Here is a 24,129-nt window from a genome sequence, read left to right as displayed (position 1 = left end):
GCCTCGCAAAGAGGCCCGCGGACTGGGGGCACCTCCCGGCCCTCCAGGGCTGGGGGACCTTTGTTGTCGGGTTCGGGAACGATGGGCCGAACTCACCCGGGTCACGAATGGCGATCGCGGCCCGGAAGTGCCAGGGTCACCTCCATGAGTGACTCGACGAACGAGCCCGAGGTCTCGGACGAGGTGTACCAACCGGGGCAGGACGGCTCCGACGATGCGTACGACCTGGACCAGGCCTTCGGCGACGACAACGTGGACGAGCAGGTCTTCGACGCCAGTTACTCCCCGCCGGAGAAGCCCCAGGGGATGACCCGGTTCGGCACCACGGCCGAGGAGGAGCTGCAGGGCGAGAGCCTCGACCAGCGCCTGGCCCAGGAGGTCCCGGACCCGAACCTGGCCTCCGACCTGGAGGCCTCGCCCACCGACGAGAACATCGACTCGGTGGACAACAACCGGATCGAGGACGAGGACCTGTCCTACGCCGAGGTCGGCGGCGATCGCGCCGGCCGGCTGGTCGACCCGGACGAGGGGCTCGGCTCGGACGAGGAGAAGGACCTGGTCGGCTCGGACGTGGGCATCGACTACGGCGCGGCCAGCGCCGAAGAGGCCGCGATCCACATCATCGACTGATCAGGATCCGCTCCCGCGGATATTGGCGGGCGTACCGTCCCGGGGACAGGGCACACTGACTGACGTGTCCGGTATCGATGTCAACCAGGTCTCCTTCACTCTCCCGGACGGGCGCCCGCTGCTCGACGAGGTCACCTTCAAGGTGCCCGAGGGCGCCGTGGCCGCCCTGATCGGCCCCAACGGCACCGGTAAGACCACGCTGCTGCGGATCATCGCCGGTGATCTGGCCGCCCAGTCCGGCGCTGCCGTGCTGACCGGCTCGCTCGGCGTGATGCGCCAGTTCATCGGCAGTGTGCGCGACCAGACCAGCGTGCGGGACCTGCTGGTCTCGGTCGCCCCGGCCCCGATCCGCAAGGCCGGCCAGGCCCTGGACAAGGCCGAGCTGGCGATGATGGAGCGCGAGGACGAGCCCACCCAGATGGCCTACGCCCAGGCCCTGTCCGACTGGGCCGACGTGGGCGGCTACGAGGCCGAGACCGGCTGGGACGTGGTCACCATGGCTGCGCTCGGGATGCCGTTCGAGAAGGCCCAGTTCCGCAGCGCCAACACGCTCTCCGGCGGGGAGCAGAAACGTCTCGTGCTGGAGGCCCTGCTCCGGGGCCCCGACGACATGCTGCTGCTCGACGAGCCGGACAACTACCTCGACGTGCCGGGCAAGCGCTGGCTCGAGGCCCAGCTGGCCGAGACGAAGAAGACGGTGCTGCTGGTCAGCCACGACCGGGAGCTCCTGAGTCACGCCGCCACCCGGATCGTCACCCTGGAACCGCACGCGGCCGGGGCGAACGCCTGGGTGCACGGCGCCGGGTTCGGCACCTACGCGCAGGCCCGCACCGACCGGAACTCGCGGCTCGAGGAGCTGCGCCGGCGCTGGGACGAGGAGCACGCCAAGCTCAAGGCCCTGGTGCTGATGCTGAAGAACAAGGCCGCCTACATGGACACCCTGGCCGCGCAGTACCACGCCGCGCAGACCCGGCTGGCCAAGTTCGAGGAGGCCGGGCCGCCGGAACTGGTGGCCAACGACCAGAACGTGCACATGCGGCTCAAGGGCGGCCGCACCGGCAAGCGCGCGGTGGTGGCCACCGACCTGGAGCTGACCGGGCTGATGAAGCCGTTCAGCACCGAGCTGTGGTTCGGCGACCGGGTCGCGGTGCTGGGCTCCAACGGTTCCGGCAAGTCGCACTTCCTGCGGCTGCTGGCGATCGGCGGCAGCGACCCGGACCTGGAGCACCAGCCGGTGGACGACTCCCCGACCGCCCGCCCGGGCGCGGTGGCACACACCGGCAACGTCAAGCTCGGCGCCCGGGTCCGGCCCGGCTGGTTCGCCCAGACCCACCAGCATCCCGAGCTGGCCGGGCGCACCCTGCTGGAGATCCTGCACCGCGGCGACGGCCACCGCTCCGGGCTGCCGCGGGAGGCGGCCAGCCGGGTGCTGGACCGCTACGGCCTCAGCGTGCAGGCCGAGCAGAAGTTCGAGTCGCTCTCCGGCGGGCAGCAGGCCCGGTTCCAGATCCTGCTGCTGGAGCTGTCCGGGGCCACCCTGCTGCTGCTCGACGAGCCCACCGACAACCTGGACCTGCACTCGGCCGAGGCGCTGGAGAAGGGCCTGGCGGCGTTCGAGGGCACGGTGGTGGCGGTGACCCACGACCGCTGGTTCGCCCGGGAGTTCGACCGCTTCCTGGTGTTCGGCTCGGACGGGCGGGTCTACGAGTCGGACGAGCCGGTCTGGGACGAAACGAGAGTGCAGCGAGCGCGCTGACCCACTCAGGGGGCTCTCACGCAACGTTCAGAATCGGGGCTTAGCCTGTGGTGCGTGATCGAGTCGCCGGCCGTCCTCATCGTCAACTCGGCCTCGCGCCGCGGACAGGAGGACTTCGAGCGCGCTCGGGAGAGCCTCTCCGGGCTGGGGGTCGAGCTGCAGGCGGCCCATGCGGTCGACGATCCCAGCACGCTGCCCTCGGTGGTCTCGCAGGCGATCGCCGAGGGCGCCCGCACGATCATCCTGGGCGGCGGTGACGGCACGGTCAGCTCGGTGGCACCGCAGTTGTGCGAGACCGGCGTGGTGCTCGGCCTGCTGCCCACCGGCACCGCGAACGACCTGGCCCGCACCCTCGGTCTGCCCACCGACCTGATCCGGGCCTGCGAGAACGTGGCGGCCGGCAAGGTGGTCGACGTCGACCTGGGGGTGGTCGGCGACGACCGCTTCCTCAACGTCAGCTCGATCGGCCTCGCCGTGGGGGTGACCCGGCAGCTCAACCCCAAGCTGAAGAAGCGGCTCGGGGCGCTCGCCTACCCGGTCGCCACGGTCAAGGCCTACCGCCGCTTCAAGACCTTCTCGGCCCGGCTGGAGTTCCCCGACGGCGACCACCCCGACGTCGAGCTGGACGACCTGCTGCAGCTGGCCGTGGCCAACGGCCGGTTCTACGGCGGGGGAGCGGTGGTCGCGCCGGGGGCGGGCATCGACGACCACCTGCTCGACGTGTACGCCATCCCCCGGGGCACCCCCCTGCAGCGCTGGCAGGTGGCCCGGCACTTCGTCAGTGGTCACTTCACCGAGAGCGACCACGTGTACCACGTCACCACCCGGCGGGTGCGCGTCAGCACCACCCCCGACCACACGATCAACGTCGACGGGGAGCTGTCGGCGCGCACGCCGGAGGTGTTCGGGATCATCCAGGGTGGGCTGCGGGTGATCGTGCCGGAGGATGCGACGGTCGGGGTGGCCGACGTGCGGGCGCGGCAGAAAGCCCGTTCCTAGAACCTTTTCAGGACGTCTCTACGCCTCTTGCGTCGAGACGTCCGGCTTGGTCTCGGACTTGTTTGCGGGCGCGAAGAACCGCTCGACCGCCCGGATCTTGTTGACGGCGTCGAGTGCGGCCACCTTGTACGCCTCGGACAGCGTGGGGTAGTTGAACACCGTGTCGACCAGGTGGTCGACCGTGCCCTCGCAGGTCATGATGGCCTGTCCCAGGTGCACCAGCTCGGTGGCCTGGGAGCCGAACACGTGCACCCCCAGCAGTTTTCGGGTGCCGGTGCTGACCAGCAGCTTGAGCATGCCGTAGGAGTCGCCGGCGATCTGCCCGCGGGCCAGCTCGCGGTAGCGCGAGATGCCCACCTCGTAGGGCACCGAGGAGGAGGTCAGGTCGTCCTCGGTCCAGCCGCAGTAGCTGATCTCGGGGATCGTGTAGATGCCGATCGGCTGCATCCCGATCAGGCTGTTCACCGGCTCGCCGAAGGCGTGGCAGGCGGCCAGCCGGCCCTGCTCCATCGAGGTCGCGGCCAGCGCCGGGAAGCCGATCACGTCGCCCACCGCGTAGATGTGTTCCACGCTGGTGCGGTACTTGTCGTCGACGTTGATCCGGCCTCGGGGGTCGGCCTCCAGCCCGGCGGCGGCCAGGTCCAGCTTCTCGGTGGCGCCCTGCCGCCCGGCCGAGTACATCACCGCGTCCGCCGGGATCTTCTTGCCCGAGGCCAGATGGGTGACTGTGCCCATGGCGTTGTGCTCGACCGACGACACCTTCTCGCCGAAGCGGAAGGTGACCGAGAGGTCGCGCAGGTGGAACTTCAGCGACTCGACGATCTCCTGGTCGCAGAACCCGAGCATCCGGTCGTTCTGCTCCACCACGGTGACCTTGCAGCCGACCGCGGCGAACATCGACGCGTACTCGATCCCGATCACCCCGGCCCCGACCACCACCAGTGAGCGCGGCAGTTGGTCCAGGTGCAGGATCCCGTCCGAGTCGATCACCTTCTTGCCGTCGAACTCCACGGTCGAGGGCCGGGCCGGGGTGGTGCCGGTGGCGATCACCACGTACTCGGCCGAGGCGGTGCGGGTGCCGCCCGGGCCGCCCTCGATCAGCACCGTGTGCGGGTCGGTGAAGCGGCCGGTGCCCTGGATCAGGTCCACCCCGTTGCGGTTCAGCTGGCTGCGGATCACCTCGATCTCGCGGCCGATCACGTGCTGGGTCCGGGCCAGCAGGTCGTCCAGCGTGATGTCCTGCTTGACCCGGTAGTTCTGGCCGTACATGTCCCGCTGGTAGGTGCCGGTGAGATAGAGCACGGCCTCACGCAGCGTCTTGGAGGGGATGGTGCCGGTGTTGATGCACACCCCGCCGACCATGTCCCCACGCTCCACCACGGCGGCCCGCCGGCCCAGCTTGGCCGCGGCGATCGCGGCTTTCTGGCCGCCCGGGCCGGATCCGATGACCAGAAGGTCGTAGTCGTACTCTCGCTGCTCGGCCATGAGTGTTCCCCCGGATCCGCGTGCCACGCTGGCTTTGTCAGTGTTCCCGGGCTTCATCGGCCTGGCCAGAGGGAGGGTTGATGGTCAGCTCGCCGACGCCGCGTTTTGACCCTCCGGAAGCGGGCCGGTAATCTGGCTCATCGTTGTGTGACCCGTACGCCATGTCGAGCCTTTCTGGCACGTGGCACGTCGGGGCGCGGAGCAACAGTCCTCTCCCAAGGCATTCAGGGTCGGGCTGCTGTCCGTGGCACATGTAAATGTCGACCCGAATGCTCTGATCAGAACGAGGCTGCGACCAGTGCGTACGTTTACCCCCAAGCCCGGTGACATCGACCGTCGCTGGCATGTCATCGACGCGAACGACGTCGTTCTCGGTCGTCTGGCTTCGCAGGCGGCCGTGCTGCTGCGTGGCAAGCACAAGCCGACCTTCGCTCCGCACGTCGACACCGGTGACTTCGTCATCATCATCAACGCCGACAAGGTCGCCCTGACCGGCAACAAGCGTGAGCAGAAGAAGGCGTACCGGCACTCCGGCTACCCGGGTGGTCTGCGCTCGGTCACCTACACCGAACTGCTGGACAAGAACCCCCAGCGCGCCGTCGAGAAGGCGATCCGGGGCATGCTGCCGAAGAACTCCCTCGGCCGTCAGGTGCTCAGCAAGCTCAAGGTCTACGCCGGCCCGGAGCACCCGCACGCCGCGCAGCAGCCCGTCCCCTTCGAGATCACCCAGATCGCCCAGTAGTTCGTGCCGGCGCCGCCCGACGGCGCCCGCGGACCTGCGATCCCCGTAGCCAAGCGCACCAAGGAGAAACGTGACCGAGTCCACCACCGACGTGGTCGTCGACGACGCCGCCGAGGAGTTCGAAGAGGACGCTCCCAGCAGCTACACCTCCGCCACGCCGGCGGTCAAGGGTGGCGGCTCCAGCATCACCGCCCCCGGCTCGGCCACCGGCCGTCGCAAGGAGGCTGTCGCCCGGGTCCGCCTGGTGCCCGGCACCGGCCAGTGGACCATCAACGGCCGCACCCTGGAGGACTACTTCCCCAACAAGGTGCACCAGCAGCTGGTCAACGAGCCCTTCCGGGTCACCGAGACCGAGGGCCGCTTCGACGTCATCGCCCTGCTGCACGGTGGTGGCTCCTCCGGCCAGGCCGGCGCCCTGCGACTGGGTGTGGCCCGGTCGCTGAACGAGATCGACGCCGAGGCCAACCGCCCGGCGATGAAGAAGGCCGGCTTCATGACCCGTGACCCGCGGGCCAAGGAGCGGAAGAAGGCCGGTCTCAAGAAGGCGCGTAAGGCTCCTCAGTACAGCAAGCGCTGATCTGCCCTCTCGGCAGTACAGCTGCGCACCGCACGGCCCCGGGGTCATTCGGCTCCGGGGCTGTCGTGCGTTCCAGGGCGTGTTCTCCCGCGCTGTCGGGTGCGCCTGCGGATTCTGCGTACCGGGGAATCAGGACCCGGGTGCGCGTAGGGTTGGGACATTCCCGCTAGGAGGAACGCGTTGGCGCGACTATTCGGCACGGACGGCGTCCGAGGGCTGGCCAACCGGGACGTCACCGCTGAACTCGCCCTCGACCTGTCGGTCGCGGCGGCGCACGTGCTCGGTGAGGTCGCGGACTTCAACGGCCGCCGGCCCAGAGCCGTGGTCGGGCGCGACCCCCGCGCCTCGGGCGAGTTTCTGTCCGCCGCGGTGATGGCGGGCCTGGCCAGCGCGGGCGTCGACGTGGAGGACGCGGGTGTGGTTCCCACCCCCGCGGTGGCCTTCCTGGTCGACGACAGCGAGGCCGACCTGGGCGTGGTGCTCTCGGCCTCGCACAACCCGATGCCCGACAACGGCATCAAGTTCTTCGCCGCCGGCGGCTTCAAGCTGCCCGACGAGGTGGAGGACCAGATCGAGCGGCGCATGCAGGAGCCGTGGGCCCGTCCCACCGGCGCCGAGGTCGGCCGCACCCGTCGGCTGGCCAAGGCCGGCGACCGCTACGTCAAGCACCTGGTCGACACCCTGCCGGTCCGGCTCGACGGGCTGAAGGTGGTGCTCGACTGCGCCCACGGCGCGGCCAGCGAGGTCTCTCCGCGGGCGTTCCGTGCGGCCGGGGCCGAGGTCGTGGTGATCGGGGCCGAGCCCGACGGGCTGAACATCAACGACGGTTACGGCTCCACCCACCTGGGCCCGCTGAAGGCCGCGGTGCTGGAGCACGGCGCCGACGTCGGGATCGCGCACGACGGTGACGCCGACCGCTGCCTGGCGGTCGACCACCAGGGCAACGAGATCGACGGCGACCAGATCATGGCGGTGCTGGCGCTGGCCTTCGCCGACCGGGGCGTGCTGGCCCACAAGACGCTGGTCACCACGGTGATGAGCAACCTGGGGCTGCGGCTGGCGATGGAGCGCGAGGGCATCCGCCTGGTCCAGACCGCGGTGGGCGACCGCTACGTGCTGGAGGAGATGCGCTCCGGCGGCTACTCGCTCGGCGGCGAGCAGTCCGGGCACGTGGTCATGCTCGACCACAGCACCACCGGCGACGGGGTGCTCACCGGGCTGCACCTGCTGGCCCGGATGGCCCAGACCGGCAAGACGCTGGCCGAGCTCGCCTCGGTGATGGAGCGGCTGCCGCAGGTCCTGGTCAACGTGAAGGGCGTGGACAAGTCGCGCTGCCACGCCGACGAGGAGCTGCAGGCCGCGGTGGCCGAGGCCGAGGCCCGCCTCGGTGACACTGGCCGGGTGCTGCTGCGCCCCTCCGGCACCGAGGCGCTGGTGCGGGTCATGGTCGAGGCCAAGGAGGCCGGGCAGGCCCGGTCCGAGGCCGAGGGGCTGGCCTCGGTGGTGCGTACCCGGCTCGCTCTGCCGGTGTAGAAGCCTTGCCGGAGGGGCGGTTCCGCGACAGCGGGCCGCCCCTCCGGTCGTCCTCAGGTTGTTCTCTCAGGGACGTACCGAGGTGCCGTCTCCCTCGAAGGTGCCGATCTCCTGCGAGGTCTGGCTGCTCTCGTCCCACGGCTGCGGCGTGATCTCGCCGAGCGTCTTCCCGTTCCCGTCCTTGGCCACCACCGTCAGTTCGCCCCCGGCGTTCCGGAGACTGTCGTCATTCGGCCTGATCAGCGTGACCACGCGTCCGCGGGCGGTGTAGAGGATGACGTCGGAGCCGATCTTGATGCGCTCGGTGTTCTTCGGGAGCACGAGCATCACGTAGACCTTGTCCGTGTTCTCCGGGGTGGCCGACACCCCCATCATCACGGCGTCCTCCGAACTCGCGACCGCCTGCATGCTGCCGTGCCAGGTGGTCTCGTAGTCCTGGTCACGCGACATCCGCAGGGTGAAACCGGCCACGTAGACGTCCCCACCGGTGCGCAGCACGGTCGCCGCCGAATGCCAGTCCGAGTCCTTGCCGTCCGGCCAGCCCCCGGCCAGCACCGGCACGTCGTCGCCACCGGCCCGCTGCTCACCCAGGCTGCCGCTGAGCGACTCCAGATCGGCCGGATCGGTGCCCTCCTCGGCGACCTCGGTGAGGTCGTAGCCCGGAGCCCGGCTCAGGACGGTGCCGCCGGCCCGTTCGCCCTCGGCGGACAGCAGTTCGATCTCGGAGAACCGGTACTCGGCCTCGGTGACCGGCCCGGCCCACACCGAACTGGACCGCGGGTCCTCGGCCCCGATCTGCGGCACCTCGGTGCGGTCCACCGAGGCCTCGAGCGGACCCGTCCGGTCGGTGAACACGCGGTCGGTGGTGACCTGTGCCGAATCGACACCCATGGGTGCGACGACCATCACGACCGCCTCGGCCGGGTCGTCGGTGGGCGACTCGAAGACCGTCAGCGGTTCGTAGGGCACCACGTCCGGAACGTCCGGCGCCCCGGCCGAGCCGGTCATGTCCAGCTCCTCCGCCGACGCCCCGGCCCGGCCCAGCCACAGGTCCCGGCCCCAGTACGTCTCGCCCTTCTTCTGCCAGCTGTAGAGAACGACCGCGAAGCGGGCCCGGTCCTCGATGTCCCCGGCCGCCACCACCCGGACGTCTTCGTCGGCGATCTTGGGGATGTCGGAGAAACGCCAGCTATCGTCCTCCTGGAGCCGCTGCCGCAGACTCGCCAGCCAGGTCTCGTCCCCGGCCAATGAGCCGATGGTCTGCTCCGGGTAGCCGGCCTCTTCCGGGGTGGACGGCTCGTCCGTCACCTGCACCTCGGGGGCCTGGCTGGAGGTGAACACCGGCGTCGGACCGCTGGGAACCCCTTGCTGGTCGGCCTGATTCGCGCCACCGCCGGCCAGCAGGTCCACGGCCACCACCACCGCGGCCACTGCCCCGGCCAGGGCGACCCCGCCGTAACGGGTGGCGCGCCGGCGACGGATCGCTGCGTCCACCCGGGGGAACGGCCGGCTGCCGACGGTCTCGTGCCCGGCCAGCTGCCGGAACTCCTCGGCCAGGTCTGCCGACAGGCCGTGCTCGTCCTGCTTCATCACCGCGCTCCTTCCGTCGTCGCCAGGGCCACCCGCAGCTTCGCCACCCCGCGGCTGGACGCGCTCTTCACCGTGCCGGTCGAGCAGCCGATCAGCCGCGCGGTCTCGGCCTCGGAACAGTCCTCGAGATAGCGCAGGGCCACCGCCGCGCGCATCAGCGGAGGCAGCGAGCGCAGGGCGGCGATCAGCTGCTCGTTGCGGGTACGCAGCTCGGGCTCGTACCCCAGGGCCGGTGCGGGCGCCGACTCCAGCGGCACCTCGCGGATCCGGCGCTTACGGCGCCACGACAGGGCCGCGTTGACCACGGCCTTGCGCACGTACGGCTCGGGATTCTCGTCCCGGATGTGGTGCCGGCGTTGATGCACCTTGGCCAGAGCCTCCTGCACACAGTCCTCCGCGATGCCGCGGTCGACCGTGATCAGGTAGGCGCTCTGCACCAGGGCGGGCCACCGCGCAGCGACGAACTGCCTGAAGGCTTCGTCGTCCATGTACGCGTCCTTCCCCCATGACCGGAAACGGTTTGCTGGGGAGTCATACGCAGCCGGGGTCGTTCAGGTTGCTCGAGTCACCTTCCCGGTTCCCCGGGAAGGTGACTCGAGTCTTTCAGAAGGTGTCGGCCGGGGTGACCTCGCCGATCACCTTGCCGGCGGCATCGCGGGCCTGGACCTGGGGCACGTCGTCCGGGTCCTTCTTCGCCGGCACCTCGATCACGGCTACCCGGTCGGTCACCTCGGCGCTGAACGATCCGGCCTGGACCGTGACGGCGTTCTCGGGAGCCATCACCACGTACCGGTGCACCTTCTGGTGACGCACCCGCATCGCAGTCATCACCTCGTCGGCGTCCGGGCCCGCCGCGAGCGTGCCGCCGCTGCTCCAGTGGGTGGCCTGGGCGGCGCGACCACGGACGAACTCGGTCAGGGCCCACAGGTAGGCACCGCTGGGTGCGCGCATCAGCCCGACCCCGACCCGGCCGCCGTTGTCCAGCCGCTGGTAGGCCGCATAAAGCGGTTCGTTCGCCACGTCCGGCCCGACCGAGCCGGCCAGGTACTTCCGGAAGGCCTGCTGCAGTCCGGAGAGATCGCGCCAGGTGGTGCCTTCCGGGGCGACCGGAATGAAGTGCGACTCGGCGGCATACTCGTTCGGTGCGCTGCCGTACCCGGCATCGGCCTCGTGATACGGGGTCAACGACGCGCCATCCACCCAGACGTCGCCCACGGCGAACTCGGCGTCGTCGACAGAGGCGGCCCAGACACCGTCGGCCACCGAGGGAAGTTCGCGGAACCGGTCGCTGAACCCGCCGTCCGCCTGAACGTCGCGCCCGGTGACAACGGAGACGCTGTCGGCCTTGACAGCCAGGACGATGACGATCGGGTCCTCCTGCTCGGCCGGGTCGGCGGTCAGGATGTTGGCCCGGTCACCGGCCCGGCTGAATGCAGCGACCGGACCGGTGGGCACCCCGTCGTCCTCTCGGTCCGACGGGCCGTGCGGCTGCATCGCCTCCGGCTCGTCCCCGGGCCGGCCGTACCAGAGTTGGCGCACCCACTGGCCGTCCTGGGTGGGGAAGAGGATCAGGGTGTAGCGGACCTTGCCTTCGATGTCACCGGCGGCCACCACCCGGACGTCCTCGGCCGAAATGCCTTCCCATTCGGCCTGATTGCGTCGCGCAGCCACTGCGCGCAGTTCGTCCACCCAGCCGGTGTCGTCGGCCAGCGAGCCCGACGTCGCTGTCGGGTACCCGGCCTCCTCCGGGGTCTGGGGCTTTTCATTGCTGTTCGCCGGGGCGGCGGCGTCCGGGCGGCCCAGCAGGTCGCCCCCCACCACGAACCCCATCGCAATGACCACGGTCATGACGGTGGCGGCGGCGACACCGCCGATGCGGGTGATCCGGTCGCGCCGGATCGCCCGGTCCACTGCCGGGTACGGACGGGTGCCCTGGGTACGTCGGTCGGCCAGCCCATGGAGCCGGGTCGCCAGACCTGTGGGCAGCCCCTGCTCGTGTGCCTGCGGCTCGGTCATCGGGTTCCCTCCACGAACCTGAACATCTGCGACTGCGGTCCCTCCGGGTCGATCAGCTCGGCCCGGGGCGGAGGTGCGGGCGGTCCCGGCTCGCCCAGTGCGGTGCGCAGGCGGGCGATTCCCCGGCTGCTTGCACTCTTGACTGCGCCTACGGAACAGCCCAGCAATTGGGCGGTCTCGCTCTCGGATCGGTCTTCCAAATAACGCAGCACCACGGCGGCGCGCATCTGGGGCGGGAGCGAGCGCAGCGCGGCCACCAGTTGGTCGTCCGCGTCCAGCATCGACAAAGACACCGGATCGTCCGCCCTCGGGGAACCTGCGTGCTCCAGCGGTACCTCGCGCAGACGGCGCTTACGCCGCCACGACAACGCCGCGTTCAGAACGGCCTTACGTACGTAGGCCTCCGGGTTGTCCACCGCAACGCGTCTCCAGCGGCGGTGCACCCTGGTCAGCGCCTCCTGCACGCAGTCCTCGGCGATGCCGCGGTCCAGCGTGACCAGGTAGGCGCTCTGCACCAGGGCCGGCCAGCGGGCGTTGACGAACTGGCGGAAGCCGGTCTCGTCATTCATCAGGTCGGCCGCATCCTTTCCCTTGCCTCACGATCGGTGTTGATTCACACGCCGGGAGGCCGGGGGCAGGTTGCCTGAGGCGGCTACAGCTTGCGCAGACGGATCCGTCGGGCGGCGTGGTCGGCGCCCTTGGTCAGGATCAGGGTGGCCCGGCCCCGGGTCGGCAGAACGTTCTCGACCAGGTTCTTCTCGTTGATCTCGCGCCAGATCCGCTCGGCCGTGGCCACCGCCTCGGAGTCGGACAGCACGGCGTAGCGGTGGAAGTACGACTCCGGGTGGGTGAACGCGGTCTCGCGCAGGCGCAGGAACCGGTTCACGTACCACTTCCGCACCTGGTCGGTGTGGGCGTCCACGTAGATCGAGAAGTCGAAGAAGTCGCTGACCGCCAGGCCCTGCCGGCCGTCGGCGCGCACCCGGGCCGGCTGCAGCACGTTCAGGCCCTCCACGATCAGCACGTCCGGCCGCCGCACCACGACCTGTTCACCGGGCACGATGTCGTAGGTCAGGTGCGAGTACACCGGGGCCTTCACCTCGGGCTTGCCGGACTTCACGTCGGCCACGAAGCGCAGCAGCCGGCGCACGTCGTACGACTCCGGGAAACCCTTGCGGCTCATCAGCCCGAGGCGGTCCAGTTCGGCGTTGGGGTGCAGGAAACCGTCGGTGGTGACCAGCTCCACACTCGGGGTGCCGGGCCAGCGGGTCAGCAGCTCGCGCAGGATGCGGGCGGTGGTGGACTTGCCCACCGCCACCGACCCGGCGATGCCGATCACGAACGGCGTCCGGGCCGGGGCCTCCTGCAGGAAGGTGGAGGTGGCCTGGTGCAGTTGGGCGGTGCCGGCCACGTAGAGGTTCAGCAGCCGGCTCATCGGCAGGTAGATCTCCTCGACCTCACGCAGGTCGAGCAGGTCGCCCAGACCGCGCAGGCGGTCCACGTCGTCCTCGGTGAGGGTGAGCGGGGTGTTCGCCCGCAGCGCCCGCCAGGCCTCCCGGTCCAGCTCCACGTAGGGGGTGCTGTTGGTGGTGACAGCCCGGTCGGATCGGGCGCCGGCGCCTTCGTGGCGTTCCGGTGCACTCAGGGGGTCCAGGCGCCTCTGCACGGCAGACATTGTGCCCCTCGGGGTAACGGCCAGGGTCCGGCCTGGTTACGGCCTATCTCACATTCACCGGCGGTATCAGGCCGGTGACGGAAAGCGGCCGTCGATGGGGGTGATCGGGCTAACCGCCACCGAACGTGCTCTGAGCCCTCGGCGGGCCGACTAGAGTTCGCAACCATGTGCGGAATCGTGGGCTACGTGACGGATCCGGCCTCGGCGAACCCGGGGGCGCTCGACGTCGTCCTGGAAGGCCTGCGGCGCCTGGAGTACCGGGGTTACGACTCCGCCGGGGTCGCCCTGCAGATCGACGGCCAACTGTGGACGGAGAAGCGCTCGGGCAAGCTGGCCCGGCTCGAGGAGGCCCTGCAGGCCGCGCCCCCGGCGGCCGCGACCACCGGCATCGGGCACACCCGGTGGGCCACCCACGGCGGCCCGACCGACGCCAACGCGCACCCGCACCTGGCCGGTGGCGGCCGGGTGGCCGTGATCCACAACGGCATCATCGAGAACTTCGCCGTGCTGAAGGCCGAGCTGGCCGCCGACGGCGTGGAGTTCCTCAGCCAGACCGACACCGAGGTGGCCGCGCACCTGCTGAACGCGGCCTACACCACCAGCGGCGACCTGACCGAGGCGATGCGCCTGGTGGCCAACCGGCTCGAGGGCGCCTTCACGCTGCTGGCCGTGCACGCGGACGTGCCCAGCACGGTGGTCGGCGCGCGCCGCAACTCGCCGCTGGTGGTCGGGGTCGGCGAGAACGCGAACTACCTGGGCTCGGACGTGGCGGCCTTCATCGGCCACACCCGCGAGGCGATCGAGCTCGGCCAGGACCAGATCGTCACGATCACCCCGGCCTCGGTGTCGATCGTCGGCTTCGACGGCGTCCCGGTCGAGGGCAAGGCCTTCCACGTGGACTGGGACGCGGCCGCGGCGGAGAAGGGCGGCCACCCCTCCTTCATGGCGAAAGAGATCATGGACCAGCCCCAGGCGGTGGCCGACACCCTGCTCGGGCGCACCGACGTGGCCGGCAACCTGGTGCTGGACGAGCTGCGGATCGACGAGTCGGTGCTGCGCACGATCGACAAGATCGTGGTGCTGGCCTGCGGCACCTCGGCCTACGCGGGCATGGTGGCGAAGTACGCGATCGAGCACTGGTGCCGGATCCCGACCGAGGTCGAGCTGTCGCACGAGTTCCGCTACCGCGACCCGGTGGTGAACGCTCGCACGCTGGTCGTGGCGATCTCGCAGTCCGGCGAGACGATGGACACGATCATGGCGATCCGGCACGCCCGCGAGCAGGGCGCCAAGGTGGTCGCGATCTGCAACACCCACGGCTCGACCATCCCGCGCGAGTCCGACGCGGTGCTCTACACCCACGCCGGCCCGGAGATCGCGGTCGCCTCGACCAAGGCCTTCCTGGCCCAGATCACCGCCTGCTACCTGCTCGGCCTCTACCTGGCCCGGGTGCGCGGCAACAAGTTCCCCGACGAGTTGCGCGAGATCCTGGCCCAGCTGCAGGCCATGCCGGAGAAGATCCAGAAGGTGCTGGACGGCCTGGAGCAGGTGCGCACCATGGCCCGGTGGATGGCCGACACCCGCTCGGTGCTGTTCCTCGGCCGGCACGTCGGCTTCCCGGTGGCGATGGAGGGTGCTCTCAAGCTCAAGGAGCTGGCCTACATCCACGCCGAGGGCTTCGCCGCGGGTGAGCTCAAGCACGGCCCGATCGCCCTGATCGAGCCCGGCCAGGCGGTCTTCGTGGTCGTGCCCTCGCCCCGTGGGCGGGACTCGCTGCACTCCAAGGTGGTCTCCAACATCCAGGAGATCAACGCCCGGGGTGCGCGCACCATCGTGATCGCCGAAGAGGGCGACACCGACGTGGTGCCGTACGCCAGCGAGGTGATCTACGTCCCGCAGACGCCCACGCTGCTGGCCCCCCTGGTCACTGTCGTCCCGCTGCAGGTGTTCGCCTGCGAGCTGGCCACGGCCAAGGGCCTGGACGTCGACCAGCCCCGCAACCTGGCCAAGTCGGTCACCGTCGAGTAGGTCCGGTCCGGCACCGCTGCATCGCGCGTGTGGGTGACGTGCGTCGCCCGTTCTGCCGGGTCCGAGCCGGGGGAGAGGTGCGCGGCCGCCGTCTGTTGCTTAGATGGGCGGATGAGGAGTGCGAACCCAAAGGCGGGCCGCCACCAGCATGGTCCTGCGGCCTACCCCGTCGAGGACCTGCGTAAGGCCGAGCAGCAGGTGATGGCCACCCTTCCGGAGGGGGCCCTCATGCAGAGGGCCGCCGCCGGGCTGGCCGTGAGCTGCGCCCGAGTGCTCCGGGAACGCACCGGAGGGGTGTCCGGCCGCCGGGCCGTGCTCCTGGTGGGCCCCGGCGACAACGGTGGTGACGCGCTCTACGCCGGCGTCCGGCTGGTCGGCCGGGGCGTGGCCGTCACCGCGCTGCTGACCTCCGAAAAGGTGCACGGCGCAGGCATCCACGCGCTCGCGGCGGCCGGCGGTCGCTGCGTCGAGGTCGGCCCCGAGACGGCGGTCGAGGCCTGGACCCACCTGGAGGCGGCCGACCTGGTGGTCGACGGCCTGCTGGGTCTGGGCGGCCGCCCGGGCCTGCGCGAACCGGCGGCGGGCCTGGTCGACCGGATCCCCGACCACGCCGCAGTGGTGGCCGTGGACCTGCCCAGCGGGGTGGACCCGGACACCGGCGCCACCGGCTCCTCGCACGTCTGGGCCGACCTGACCGTGACCTTCGGCGCCGCCAAGGCCTGCCTGCTCCTGCCCCCGGCCAGTGCTGCCGTGGGTGACCTGGAGATCGTCGACATCGGCCTGACCCCCCACCTGCCGCACGAGCCCCTGGTGCGCCGACTGGCGGCGGCCGACGTGGCCCGGCTCTGGCCGGTGCCACCGCCGAGCGCAGACAAGTACCGGCGTGGGGTGCTCGGCGTAGTGGCCGGTTCCGCCGGCTACCCCGGCGCGGCCGTGCTCGCCGTCGCCGGTGCGCTGCGTACCGGCGTGGGCATGATCCGCTACGTAGGGCCGAAAGACGCCACGGCGGCCGTGCGCTCCGCCTGGCCGGAAGTGGTCGCCGGCCCCGGCCGGGTGCAGGCTTGGCTGCTCGGCTCCGGCGTCGTGCCCGAGGCCAACGACGACCAGCCCGAGGCCATCCACACCGCGCTGGAGTCGGGCCAGCCCTGCCTGCTCGACGCGGGAGCCCTCGGACTCTTCCCCGAGGAGTTGCGCGCCCACACCGACTCCAGCGGCGGCGTCCCCGACCGCTCCGACCAGCTGCTGCTCACCCCGCACGCGGGCGAGCTGGCCCGGCTGCTCACCGAACTGGGCGAGGAGGTGCACCGCGAAGAGGTAGAGGTGCAGCCCTACCGCCACGCCCACGCCGCAGCCCGGCTGACCGGCGCGACGGTGCTGCTCAAGGGCTCGACCACGCTGGTGGTCCGGCCCGACGGCCATGCCCGAAGCCAGGCCGAGGCACCCTCCTGGCTGGCCACCGCCGGGGCCGGCGACGTGCTCGCCGGGATCGCCGGGGCCCTGCTGGCCAGTGGACTGAGCCCGTTCGACGCGGGCAGCGTGGCTGCGTACGTACACGGGAAGGCTGCCGGGCGGGCCTCGGGAGGTGGACCGATCACGAGCATGGACGTGGCGGAGCAGGTTTCGTCGACGGTGGCGGGTTTGCTGCGGCACTGAGGACCCGCAGTGGTCGTCGCCTTCTCCCTGATCGCCGGCGGTGCACACAACCTTGAGCGGCGGACGGCCCTTGAGCGGCGGACGGCCCTTGAGCGGCGGACGGCCCTTGAGCGGCGGACGACCCTTCAGTGGCGGACAACCCTTCAGGGGCAGGCGGCCGTGAGGGGCGGACAACCCGTGAGGGGCAGGCGGCCGTGAGCGGCAGGCGGCCTCGAGCGCAGACAACCTGAGAACGTTTGGAAAGCCGCGGCCCGATCGGCGCAGCCCAGACCGCCACCGGGTGCTGGTGCCGGTGCTCTGCAGTCGGCGTGCAATTCCAGGTCACGACCACGGCCCGCGTTCACACCATGCCCGTCCCTCCAGCCGGCGCGAGCACCTCACACCGGCCGCCCACAGACGCACAGACACAGGCCTGGCCGGGGAAGGGGATACGAAGGAAACGATTCCCGGTAAATCAATAAAGCCTAGGGGTCCAAGGTTTACGGATCGTCGCATCCATCCTTAGATCAAACTCCTTGCCCCCCTGCTTCGGCGTTTCGCGCCCCCCGAGGGAGCAGGGCTGAATCCTTGAGCAACCCCGAACGGCACCACGGCGAGCACTCGCCCCGGGCCGGAGGATCTGAGGACCTGGCGACCTGGCGACCTGGGGACCTGGCGACCTGGGGACCTGGGGACCTGGGGACCTGAGGATCTGAGGGTGAGGATCTGAGGGTGAGGACCTGAGGGTGAGGACCTGAGGGTGAGGACCTGAGGGTGAGGACCTGAGGGTGAGGACCTGAGGGTGAGGACCTGAGGACCTGAGGGCTTGGGGGCCTGAGCGGCAAACCCGCACATCGGCTGCGACAATCGGCGGTTATGAGCGTGCCCACGTCGAGCCCCCGCATCGCCTTGCCTCCGGGGCTTCCCTCGGCCGCGGTGGTCGACCTGGACGCCATCGCCGACAACGTCCGGGCGCTGCGCGCGCACGCGCCAACGGCCCAGGTCATGTCCGTGGTCAAGGCCGACGCCTACGGACACGGCCTGGTGCCGAGTGCCCGTGCTGCGCTCGCCGGGGGAGCGGCCTGGCTCGGCACCGCCCAGATCACGGAGGCGCTGCAGCTGAGGGCGGCCGGCGTCACTGCGCCGGTGCTGTCCTGGCTCATCGTCCCGGGCGACAGCTTCGCTGCGGCGGTCGGGCAGGACGTCGACCTCGGGGTCAGTGCGAGCTGGGCGCTGCGGGAGATTGCTGATGCGGCCCGCGAGGTCGGCCGCCCGGCCCGGTTGCACCTCAAGGTCGACACCGGCATGAACCGCAACGGCGTCACCCTGGCGGAGTGGCCCCAGCTGGTCGAGGACGCGCTGAAACTGCAGGCAGAGGGTCTCGTCTCGGTGGTCGGTGCCTTCTCCCACTTCGTCGAGGCGGACAGCCCCGGCTCGGCCGTGAACCAGGAACAGCTGAAGCGTTTCGGCACTGCGATCGACCTGGCCACCGCGGCCGGGGCCCGGTTCGAGGTGCGGCACATGGCCAACTCGCCGGCCCTGCTCAGCGATCCCGACTCACACTTCGACCTGGTCCGGCCGGGCCTGGCGGGCTACGGGGTGAGCTCGTTGCCCGGCCGGCCGCCGCAGGAGTTCGGCCTGCGGCCGGCCATGACGCTGCTGGGCCGGGTGGCCAACGTCAAGCAGGTGGCGGCCGGGCAAGGAGTCTCCTACGGGCACGCCTACACCACCTCGGCCGACACGGAACTGGCCGTCGTGCCGCTCGGCTACGGCGACGGAATCCCGCGGCACGCCAGCAATTCCGGGCCGGTTCAGCTCGCCGGCCAGACCTTCCGGATCGCCGGCCGGGTGTGCATGGACCAGGTGGTGGTGGACCTGGCCCCGAACGGGATCGGCAAGGTTGCAGCCGGGGACGTGGCGGTGCTCTTCGGTGGCGCCCCGGGTGAGCCGACGGTGCAGGACTGGGCCGAGGCGGCTGACACCATCGGCTACGAGATCGTCACCCGGATCGGCAGCCGCGTGCCCCGGCTCTACGTCGGGTCGGCCGGCACCGAACCGGACCAACGCTAGGACGGCACCGGCATGATCCAGAAGAAACCGCAGCAGCCCGCCCCGCAGCCCGTCATCGACCCCACCGCCGTACGCCCGAACTACTGGCGTCCCGAGCGCACTGCCCTGGCCTTCGGGGTGGGGTTGGCCGCCACCGGAGTCGGCGCGGTGCTCGGACTGGCCGCCGAGCGCGCTCAGGTGGCCCGCATGCTGCGCGGAGCCCAGGCCGAGCAGGTCTCCCTGATCGACGAGGAAACTGACGGACGTGGCGGGCCGCCTCTGGGCTCTCTGCGCGGCCAGGCGCGGGTCGTGTTGAGCGGTGAGGTCCCGCTGCACGTCGAGGTGGACGAGGCCGATCCGGACTGGGTGCACGAGCCGGCGGTGAATCGTCACGTGGACGATGCGGAAGGCGAGCCAGGGCCCAGCGAACCGGGCCTGACCGTCGTCCTCTCGCACGGCTATTCGCTCAGCCTGGACGCCTGGCACTACCAGCGCCTGGCCCTGCGCGGCCGGTACCGGCTGGTGCTGTGGGACCAGCGCGGGCACGGCCGCTCCGGCACCGGCGAACCCGGTTCGTCCACGATCGAGCAGATCGGCAAGGACCTCGGGGCCGTCATCGACGAGGTGGCGCCGCACGGCCCACTCGTCCTGCTCGGCCACTCGATGGGTGGCATGACGGTGATGTCCCTGGCCGAGCAGCGCCCCGAGCTCTTCGCCGAGCGGGTGGTCGGCGTCGGCCTGTTCTGCACCAGCGCCGGCGGCCTGGGCGCGCTCGACCTCGGCCTGTCCGGGCTGGGCCGGGCGATGATGACCGTCGCCCCCACCGCGGCCCGGCTGCTGGCCCGGCAGGGGAACCTGGTGGCTCACACCCGCCGGCTCGGCAGCGAGCTGGAAAGCCTTCTGGTGCGCCGCTACTCGTTCGCCTCCCCGGTGCCCGCCGAGCTCGTCCGGTTCTCCGCCGGGCTGATCGCACAGACCCGGATGGAAGTGATCTCCGACTTCCTGCCCACGCTCAGCAGCCACGACAAACGCGTCGCGCTGGCCGTGTTGAACGGCCGCGACCTGCTGGTCATGGCCGGCGAGAAGGACCTGCTGATCCCGCGGGCGCACAGCGACGACATCGTCGCCGAGCTGCCCGACGCCGACTACGTGGTGGTCCGCGACGCCGGGCACCTGCTGCCACTGGAGCACCCCCAGCTGGTCAACACGCACCTGGCCGAACTGCTCGCCGACGTCGCCGAGAAGACATCGGTACAGCCTCCGACTCGTCGGCGGGGCTGGGGACGTCGTACCGTGACCCCCGTACGTGAGCGGCGCCGTTCTCTGCGCGCGCCGTTCAGCACCGGAAACAGCGAACGAGGAGGCGGTCACAGGTGAGTGGGGCGCACCGTGCCGACCCGGCCGGGTCGGTCGACGAGCCGGCCGCGACCGTGACGTCCAGCGTGCCCTCGGCGGCCGCGATGCGCGAACTCGGCGAGCTGATCGCCGGGGTGCTGCGCCCCGGAGACCTACTGGTCCTCACCGGCGACCTGGGCGCGGGCAAGACCACGCTGACCCAGGGCATCGGCGCCGGGCTGCAGGTGCGGGGCGACATCACCAGCCCGACCTTCGTGATCGCCCGCGTGCACCCGGCCCTGACCGGGGGCCCGGCCCTGACCGGGGGCCCGGCCCTGGTCCACGTCGACGCCTACCGGCTGGAGACGCTTTCCGAGGTGGACGACCTCGACCTGGATGCCGACCTGTCCGAGTCGGTCACCGTGGTCGAGTGGGGCGAGGGCCTGGTCGAGGGTCTGGCCTCGGACCGGCTCGAGGTCCGGCTGGCGCGCCCGCGCGGTGCATCCGGCCCCGACGACCCGGAGACCTCCGGCGACGAACCCCGCACGGTGCGGCTGCGTGGCTTCGGCCCCCGCTGGGCCGGTGTCGACCTGCCCTCGATCTGAGAGACCATCACGATGACCGAAGAGCTCACCCTGGCCCTGGACACCGCGTCGGCCACGGTCTCGGTCGCCCTGCACGACGGCGAACGAGTGCTGGCCGAGCGCGCCGGTGAGCAGGGCGGCAAACACGCTGAGCAGCTCACCCCGCTGATCGAGGCGGTGCTGGCCGAGAGCGGGCGCACCCGGGCGCAGCTCACCGGCGTCGTGGCCGGGGTAGGCCCGGGGCCCTTCACCGGGCTGCGGGTCGGCCTGGTCACCGCGAACGTGCTCGCCTACGCCCTCGAACTGGAGGTGAAGGGCGTCTGCAGTCTCGATGCAGTTGCCCTGGACGCAGTCCGGGCCGGGGCAATCGGCAGCTTCATCGCCGCGATGGACGCCCGCCGTCGCGAGGTCTACTGGGCCCGCTACGACGTCACCGAGATCGACGGGGTAAGCGTGCCCGTGCGTACGCAACTGCCCGAGGTGAGCGCCGCGGCCGACATCGAACTGCAAGGACTACGGGTGGCGGGCCGAGGCGCACTGCTCTACCCCGACGTCCTCAATCAGCCCTTGGAAGGTTCGCTCGACCCGTCCGCCGGAGCCCTGGCTTCCCTTGCGGCACTGGACAAACGCTTCGTGCTCGAGCCCGAGCCGCTGTATCTGAGGCGCCCCGACGCGCAGGCCAACATCAGCCGGAAACGCGTCCTGAAGTGAGACTGCGCCCGATGCGCTGGTGGGACGTCGAGGCCCTGATGCCGCTGGAGCGTGAGCTTTTCGGCGACACCGCGTGGTCGGCCGAGATGTTCTGGTCGGAGCTCTCGCACCCGGAGACCCGGTGGTACGTGGTGGCCGAGAACCCCGAGACAACGGACGTCCTTGGGTACGCAGGTCTGTTGGCGCCAGGTCTGGAGGCGGATGTGCAGACCGTCGCGGTAGCCCCGCACGCCCAGGGCCAGGGGATCGGGCGCGGGCTGCTCGACGCCCTCATCGACCAGGCCCGCGAGCGCGCCGCGACGTCGCTGCTCCTGGAGGTCCGGGCCGACAACGAAGCAGCGATCAAGCTGTACTCCGCCCGCGGTTTCGAGCGCATCGCGATCCGGCGCCGCTACTACCAGCCCGGCGACATCGACGCCTGGGTCATGCGACTACGTCCACTCACCTAGGGTAAGAACCGTGAGAGAAGAACCGCTCGTCCTCGGCCTGGAGACGTCCTGCGACGAGACCGGGGTGGGCATCGTCCGCGGCGGCACGCTGCTGGCCGACGCGGTGGCCTCCTCGGTCGAGGAACACGCCCGCTTCGGCGGGGTGGTTCCCGAGGTCGCCAGCCGCGCCCACCTCGAGGCGATGGTCCCCACCCTGCGCCGCGCCTGCGCCGACGCCGGAGTCACCCTGAACGACCTCGACGCGATCGCCGTCACCTCCGGCCCGGGCCTGTCCGGCGCACTCATGGTGGGGGTAGCCGCAGCCAAGGCTCTCGCGCTGGCCCTGGGCAAACCCCTCTACGGCGTGAACCACCTGGCCGCCCACGTCGCCGTAGACATCCTCGAACACGGCCCCCTGCCCCAGCCGGCCGTGGCCATGCTGGTCTCCGGCGGCCACTCTTCGCTGCTGATGGTGCCGGACGTGACCTACGACGTGCAGCCCCTGGGCCGCACCATCGACGACGCAGCCGGCGAAGCCTTCGACAAGGTCGCCCGCTTGCTGGGCCTCGGCTTCCCCGGCGGCCCCCTCATCGACAAGGCCGCCCGCGAAGGCGACCCCGCCGCAATCCGCTTTCCCCGAGGCCTGAGCGCCGCCCACGACATGCGCGATCACCGCTTCGACTTCTCCTTCTCCGGCCTGAAAACTGCCGTGGCCCGCTGGGTCGAGCAGCAGGAGGCCGACGGCGTCAGCATCCCGGTCAACGACGTCTCAGCCTCGTTCCAGGAAGCCGTCGTCGACGTGCTCACCCGCAAGGCAGTCCTCGCCTGCCAGGAGAACGGCGTCGAGCACCTGCTGATCGGCGGGGGAGTGGCCGCCAACTCCCGCCTGCGCACGATGGCCCAGGAGCGCTGCGACAAGGCCGGCATCACCCTCCGCGTACCCCGCCCCAAGCTCTGCACCGACAACGGCGCCATGGTGGCTGCTCTCGGCGCCCGCATGGTCCAAACCGGCCGCACCCCCTCCGACCTCACCCTGCCCGCCGACAGTTCAATGCCGGTCACGCTCGTCCAGGCCTGAAAACCCCATTGAGGACGCCGGTGAGAGCCCCGTGGGCCTCTCGCCTGAGCGGCTGGTCCCGTGCTCTCCTTCTATTCTTCGGAATGTCGTCCTAAGGCTCTTCTGCTTCGATGCCGCAGACGTTGACTTACTGACTACCGAAGAGCACATTGAGCGGAAGGTGAATCAGATGGCTCTTGTGGGGGCGGCAACCTGATGAGCCGCTTGGAGGATCTGCTGAACCGCCAGGCTGAATGCCTGAACCTCATTGCGGCGTCACAACAGCTGGGCGGCGAGGCCGTTTCCCTGGCTGCAGAGTTACATGAAGTCTTCCTGGAGTTGGGGGCCCGGGGCTCAGCCGAACGAGCGGAGTCGCTGACCGTTGATCTTCAGGCTCTGGAGTCGGTGCTGGCCGAGGCGTACTCCTCAGCAACCGCAACCATCGGGCGGGTGCAGGCACTTGCTCACGGCGGGTCTTCGAGTGACGTGAGTTCCAGCGGGTTACTGCTGTTACGCGCCGCGTAGTGTGACCCCCTTGGAGAATATTCGAAGCAAGATGCGCCAGAAGATCGGCAAGAGGCAGGCCGATCGATTCGTGGTCAATCTTGACGAGAGCCAGTTCTCGGAAGACCAGCTGCGAGAGTTCTTGGCCCGCAAGGCGCCGAGTGGTCTTCGGGAAGTGCTGGCCGTCAAGAACGGTGCAGTCAGCAGGGTCTGGCCTTAACGGGAAGGGTTTCACCAATGTCTTACGAATTCATGCTGCTGATCCGTACCCCGGCACAGCGTCCTCTCGAAGACTCCTTGGCCCAGGTCGCAGAACTCCTGGGCGGGTCGGTGGAGGTCGGTGAAAACGACATTCCGTCTGTGCACGTGGACAAGCTGCTCGTCAACGCCGTAGAGCCGGATGAAGTGGATCGCGAAACCGCTCTGAACACGTTCGCCCTGGACAGCAATCTGACCCTGATATTCGAGGACCTCAGTCGTTCCGGCGACGAGACGATGATCCGGGTGCACCGCAGCATGATGAAGGCGGTGCTGGGCATGAGCGGCAACACTTCGCAGGGCGTCCTGCTGGAGGAGCACTACGACCTGGACGCGATCGTTCTCGAATTCAGGGATGGGCTGGTGACCCTGAACCAGGACTGGGACGGATGGGAGCAGTGGCCAGAGGTCCTGGAAGTCTTTCCTGAGCCACGGACGTTCGCCCACCTGTCGGCCCAGGGGTGACCGGCGATCGACCACGACCACGAGCGCAACTCGCGGTTCTGAAGCCGGGGACGACTGCGAGCCCGGACTAGAACC

Annotated in this window: 23 protein-coding genes; 17 read left to right on the top strand and 6 right to left on the bottom strand. The window is 70.3% G+C overall.

Annotated elements, in window-relative coordinates:
- Positions 1-144 precede the first annotated feature (144 nt).
- From QSK18_RS00920 to QSK18_RS00910, 3 genes are all read left to right on the top strand, one after another.
- On the top strand, positions 145-630 hold the full coding sequence (locus tag QSK18_RS00920; RefSeq protein ID WP_232811268.1) for a DUF5709 domain-containing protein: 486 nt from the start codon (positions 145-147) through the stop codon (positions 628-630).
- A 64-nt stretch (positions 631-694) separates the two neighbouring features.
- On the top strand, positions 695-2,386 hold the full coding sequence (locus tag QSK18_RS00915; protein ID WP_232811270.1) for an ABC-F family ATP-binding cassette domain-containing protein: 1,692 nt from the start codon (positions 695-697) through the stop codon (positions 2,384-2,386).
- 54 nt (positions 2,387-2,440) lie between these two features.
- Positions 2,441-3,385 carry a lipid kinase gene (locus QSK18_RS00910; RefSeq protein WP_232811272.1) on the top strand — a complete coding sequence of 315 codons (945 nt, stop codon included), beginning with the start codon at positions 2,441-2,443 and terminating at the stop codon, positions 3,383-3,385.
- 18 nt (positions 3,386-3,403) lie between these two features.
- Here the strand turns inward: QSK18_RS00910 and sthA are convergent, their stop codons facing one another.
- A complete protein-coding gene (sthA, locus tag QSK18_RS00905; protein WP_232811274.1) occupies positions 3,404-4,870 on the bottom strand; it encodes a Si-specific NAD(P)(+) transhydrogenase in 1,467 nt (488 codons plus the stop codon).
- 298 nt (positions 4,871-5,168) lie between these two features.
- On the opposite strand from sthA, the gene rplM reads away from it, so the two are divergent.
- The 3 genes from rplM to glmM all read left to right on the top strand — a co-directional run bounded on the left by rplM (position 5,169) and on the right by glmM (position 7,722).
- Complete coding sequence (gene rplM, locus QSK18_RS00900; RefSeq protein WP_232811276.1) at positions 5,169-5,612, top strand: 50S ribosomal protein L13; 444 nt, start codon at positions 5,169-5,171, stop codon at positions 5,610-5,612.
- Positions 5,613-5,703: 91 nt separating this feature from the next.
- Positions 5,704-6,189: a 30S ribosomal protein S9 gene (rpsI, locus tag QSK18_RS00895; protein ID WP_408623288.1), complete on the top strand. Its 486-nt coding sequence runs from the start codon at positions 5,704-5,706 to the stop codon at positions 6,187-6,189.
- A gap of 180 nt (positions 6,190-6,369) precedes the next feature.
- Positions 6,370-7,722, top strand: coding sequence for a phosphoglucosamine mutase (gene glmM, locus QSK18_RS00890; protein ID WP_232811278.1), 1,353 nt, complete (start codon positions 6,370-6,372; stop codon positions 7,720-7,722).
- A 66-nt stretch (positions 7,723-7,788) separates the two neighbouring features.
- Here the strand turns inward: glmM and QSK18_RS00885 are convergent, their stop codons facing one another.
- The 5 genes from QSK18_RS00885 to coaA form a co-directional block, all read right to left on the bottom strand.
- Positions 7,789-9,312 (bottom strand): hypothetical protein, encoded by a 1,524-nt coding sequence (locus QSK18_RS00885; protein ID WP_232811281.1) that lies wholly within the window; start codon positions 9,310-9,312, stop codon positions 7,789-7,791.
- Positions 9,312-9,800, bottom strand: a complete 489-nt coding sequence (locus QSK18_RS00880; protein WP_232811283.1) for a SigE family RNA polymerase sigma factor — start codon at positions 9,798-9,800, stop codon at positions 9,312-9,314. Before QSK18_RS00880 ends, QSK18_RS00885 begins: the two co-directional genes overlap by 1 nt.
- A gap of 115 nt (positions 9,801-9,915) precedes the next feature.
- On the bottom strand, positions 9,916-11,328 hold the full coding sequence (locus tag QSK18_RS00875; RefSeq protein ID WP_285616305.1) for a hypothetical protein: 1,413 nt from the start codon (positions 11,326-11,328) through the stop codon (positions 9,916-9,918).
- Positions 11,325-11,897, bottom strand: a complete 573-nt coding sequence (locus QSK18_RS00870) for a SigE family RNA polymerase sigma factor (RefSeq protein WP_285616304.1) — start codon at positions 11,895-11,897, stop codon at positions 11,325-11,327. Before QSK18_RS00870 ends, QSK18_RS00875 begins: the two co-directional genes overlap by 4 nt.
- An 83-nt stretch (positions 11,898-11,980) precedes the next feature.
- Positions 11,981-12,898, bottom strand: a complete 918-nt coding sequence (coaA, locus tag QSK18_RS00865; RefSeq protein WP_352396443.1) for a type I pantothenate kinase — start codon at positions 12,896-12,898, stop codon at positions 11,981-11,983.
- A gap of 270 nt (positions 12,899-13,168) precedes the next feature.
- Here coaA and glmS point away from each other — a divergent pair, with 270 nt between their 5' ends.
- From glmS to QSK18_RS00810, 11 genes are all read left to right on the top strand, one after another.
- Entirely contained in the window at positions 13,169-15,031 is a 1,863-nt protein-coding gene (glmS, locus tag QSK18_RS00860; RefSeq protein ID WP_232811292.1) for a glutamine--fructose-6-phosphate transaminase (isomerizing), read from the top strand.
- Positions 15,032-15,142: 111 nt separating this feature from the next.
- Positions 15,143-16,684 (top strand): NAD(P)H-hydrate epimerase, encoded by a 1,542-nt coding sequence (locus QSK18_RS00855; protein ID WP_285616301.1) that lies wholly within the window; start codon positions 15,143-15,145, stop codon positions 16,682-16,684.
- A gap of 855 nt (positions 16,685-17,539) precedes the next feature.
- Positions 17,540-18,733: an alanine racemase gene (gene alr / locus QSK18_RS00850; protein ID WP_269810154.1), complete on the top strand. Its 1,194-nt coding sequence runs from the start codon at positions 17,540-17,542 to the stop codon at positions 18,731-18,733.
- Between the two features lie 12 nt (positions 18,734-18,745).
- Entirely contained in the window at positions 18,746-20,089 is a 1,344-nt protein-coding gene (locus tag QSK18_RS00845; RefSeq protein ID WP_285616300.1) for an alpha/beta fold hydrolase, read from the top strand.
- Entirely contained in the window at positions 20,086-20,652 is a 567-nt protein-coding gene (tsaE, locus tag QSK18_RS00840; protein WP_285616299.1) for a tRNA (adenosine(37)-N6)-threonylcarbamoyltransferase complex ATPase subunit type 1 TsaE, read from the top strand. The genes QSK18_RS00845 and tsaE overlap by 4 nt, the downstream gene beginning before the upstream one ends.
- Positions 20,653-20,664: 12 nt before the next feature.
- A complete protein-coding gene (gene tsaB / locus QSK18_RS00835) occupies positions 20,665-21,342 on the top strand; it encodes a tRNA (adenosine(37)-N6)-threonylcarbamoyltransferase complex dimerization subunit type 1 TsaB (protein ID WP_285616298.1) in 678 nt (225 codons plus the stop codon).
- Between the two features lie 11 nt (positions 21,343-21,353).
- Positions 21,354-21,791: a ribosomal protein S18-alanine N-acetyltransferase gene (rimI, locus tag QSK18_RS00830; RefSeq protein WP_285616297.1), complete on the top strand. Its 438-nt coding sequence runs from the start codon at positions 21,354-21,356 to the stop codon at positions 21,789-21,791.
- Between the two features lie 10 nt (positions 21,792-21,801).
- Positions 21,802-22,848, top strand: a complete 1,047-nt coding sequence (gene tsaD / locus QSK18_RS00825) for a tRNA (adenosine(37)-N6)-threonylcarbamoyltransferase complex transferase subunit TsaD (RefSeq protein WP_232811311.1) — start codon at positions 21,802-21,804, stop codon at positions 22,846-22,848.
- A gap of 204 nt (positions 22,849-23,052) precedes the next feature.
- Entirely contained in the window at positions 23,053-23,352 is a 300-nt protein-coding gene (locus QSK18_RS00820; protein ID WP_232811312.1) for a hypothetical protein, read from the top strand.
- Between the two features lie 31 nt (positions 23,353-23,383).
- Positions 23,384-23,551: a hypothetical protein gene (locus QSK18_RS00815; protein ID WP_232811313.1), complete on the top strand. Its 168-nt coding sequence runs from the start codon at positions 23,384-23,386 to the stop codon at positions 23,549-23,551.
- A gap of 32 nt (positions 23,552-23,583) precedes the next feature.
- Complete coding sequence (locus QSK18_RS00810; protein ID WP_285616296.1) at positions 23,584-24,054, top strand: hypothetical protein; 471 nt, start codon at positions 23,584-23,586, stop codon at positions 24,052-24,054.
- Positions 24,055-24,129: the final 75 nt, after the last annotated feature.

The sequence above is a fragment of the Kineosporia sp. NBRC 101677 genome (assembly GCF_030269265.1).
Classification (GTDB): domain Bacteria; phylum Actinomycetota; class Actinomycetes; order Actinomycetales; family Kineosporiaceae; genus Kineosporia; species Kineosporia rhizophila.
This window is presented reverse-complemented; position numbering and strand designations above follow the sequence as displayed.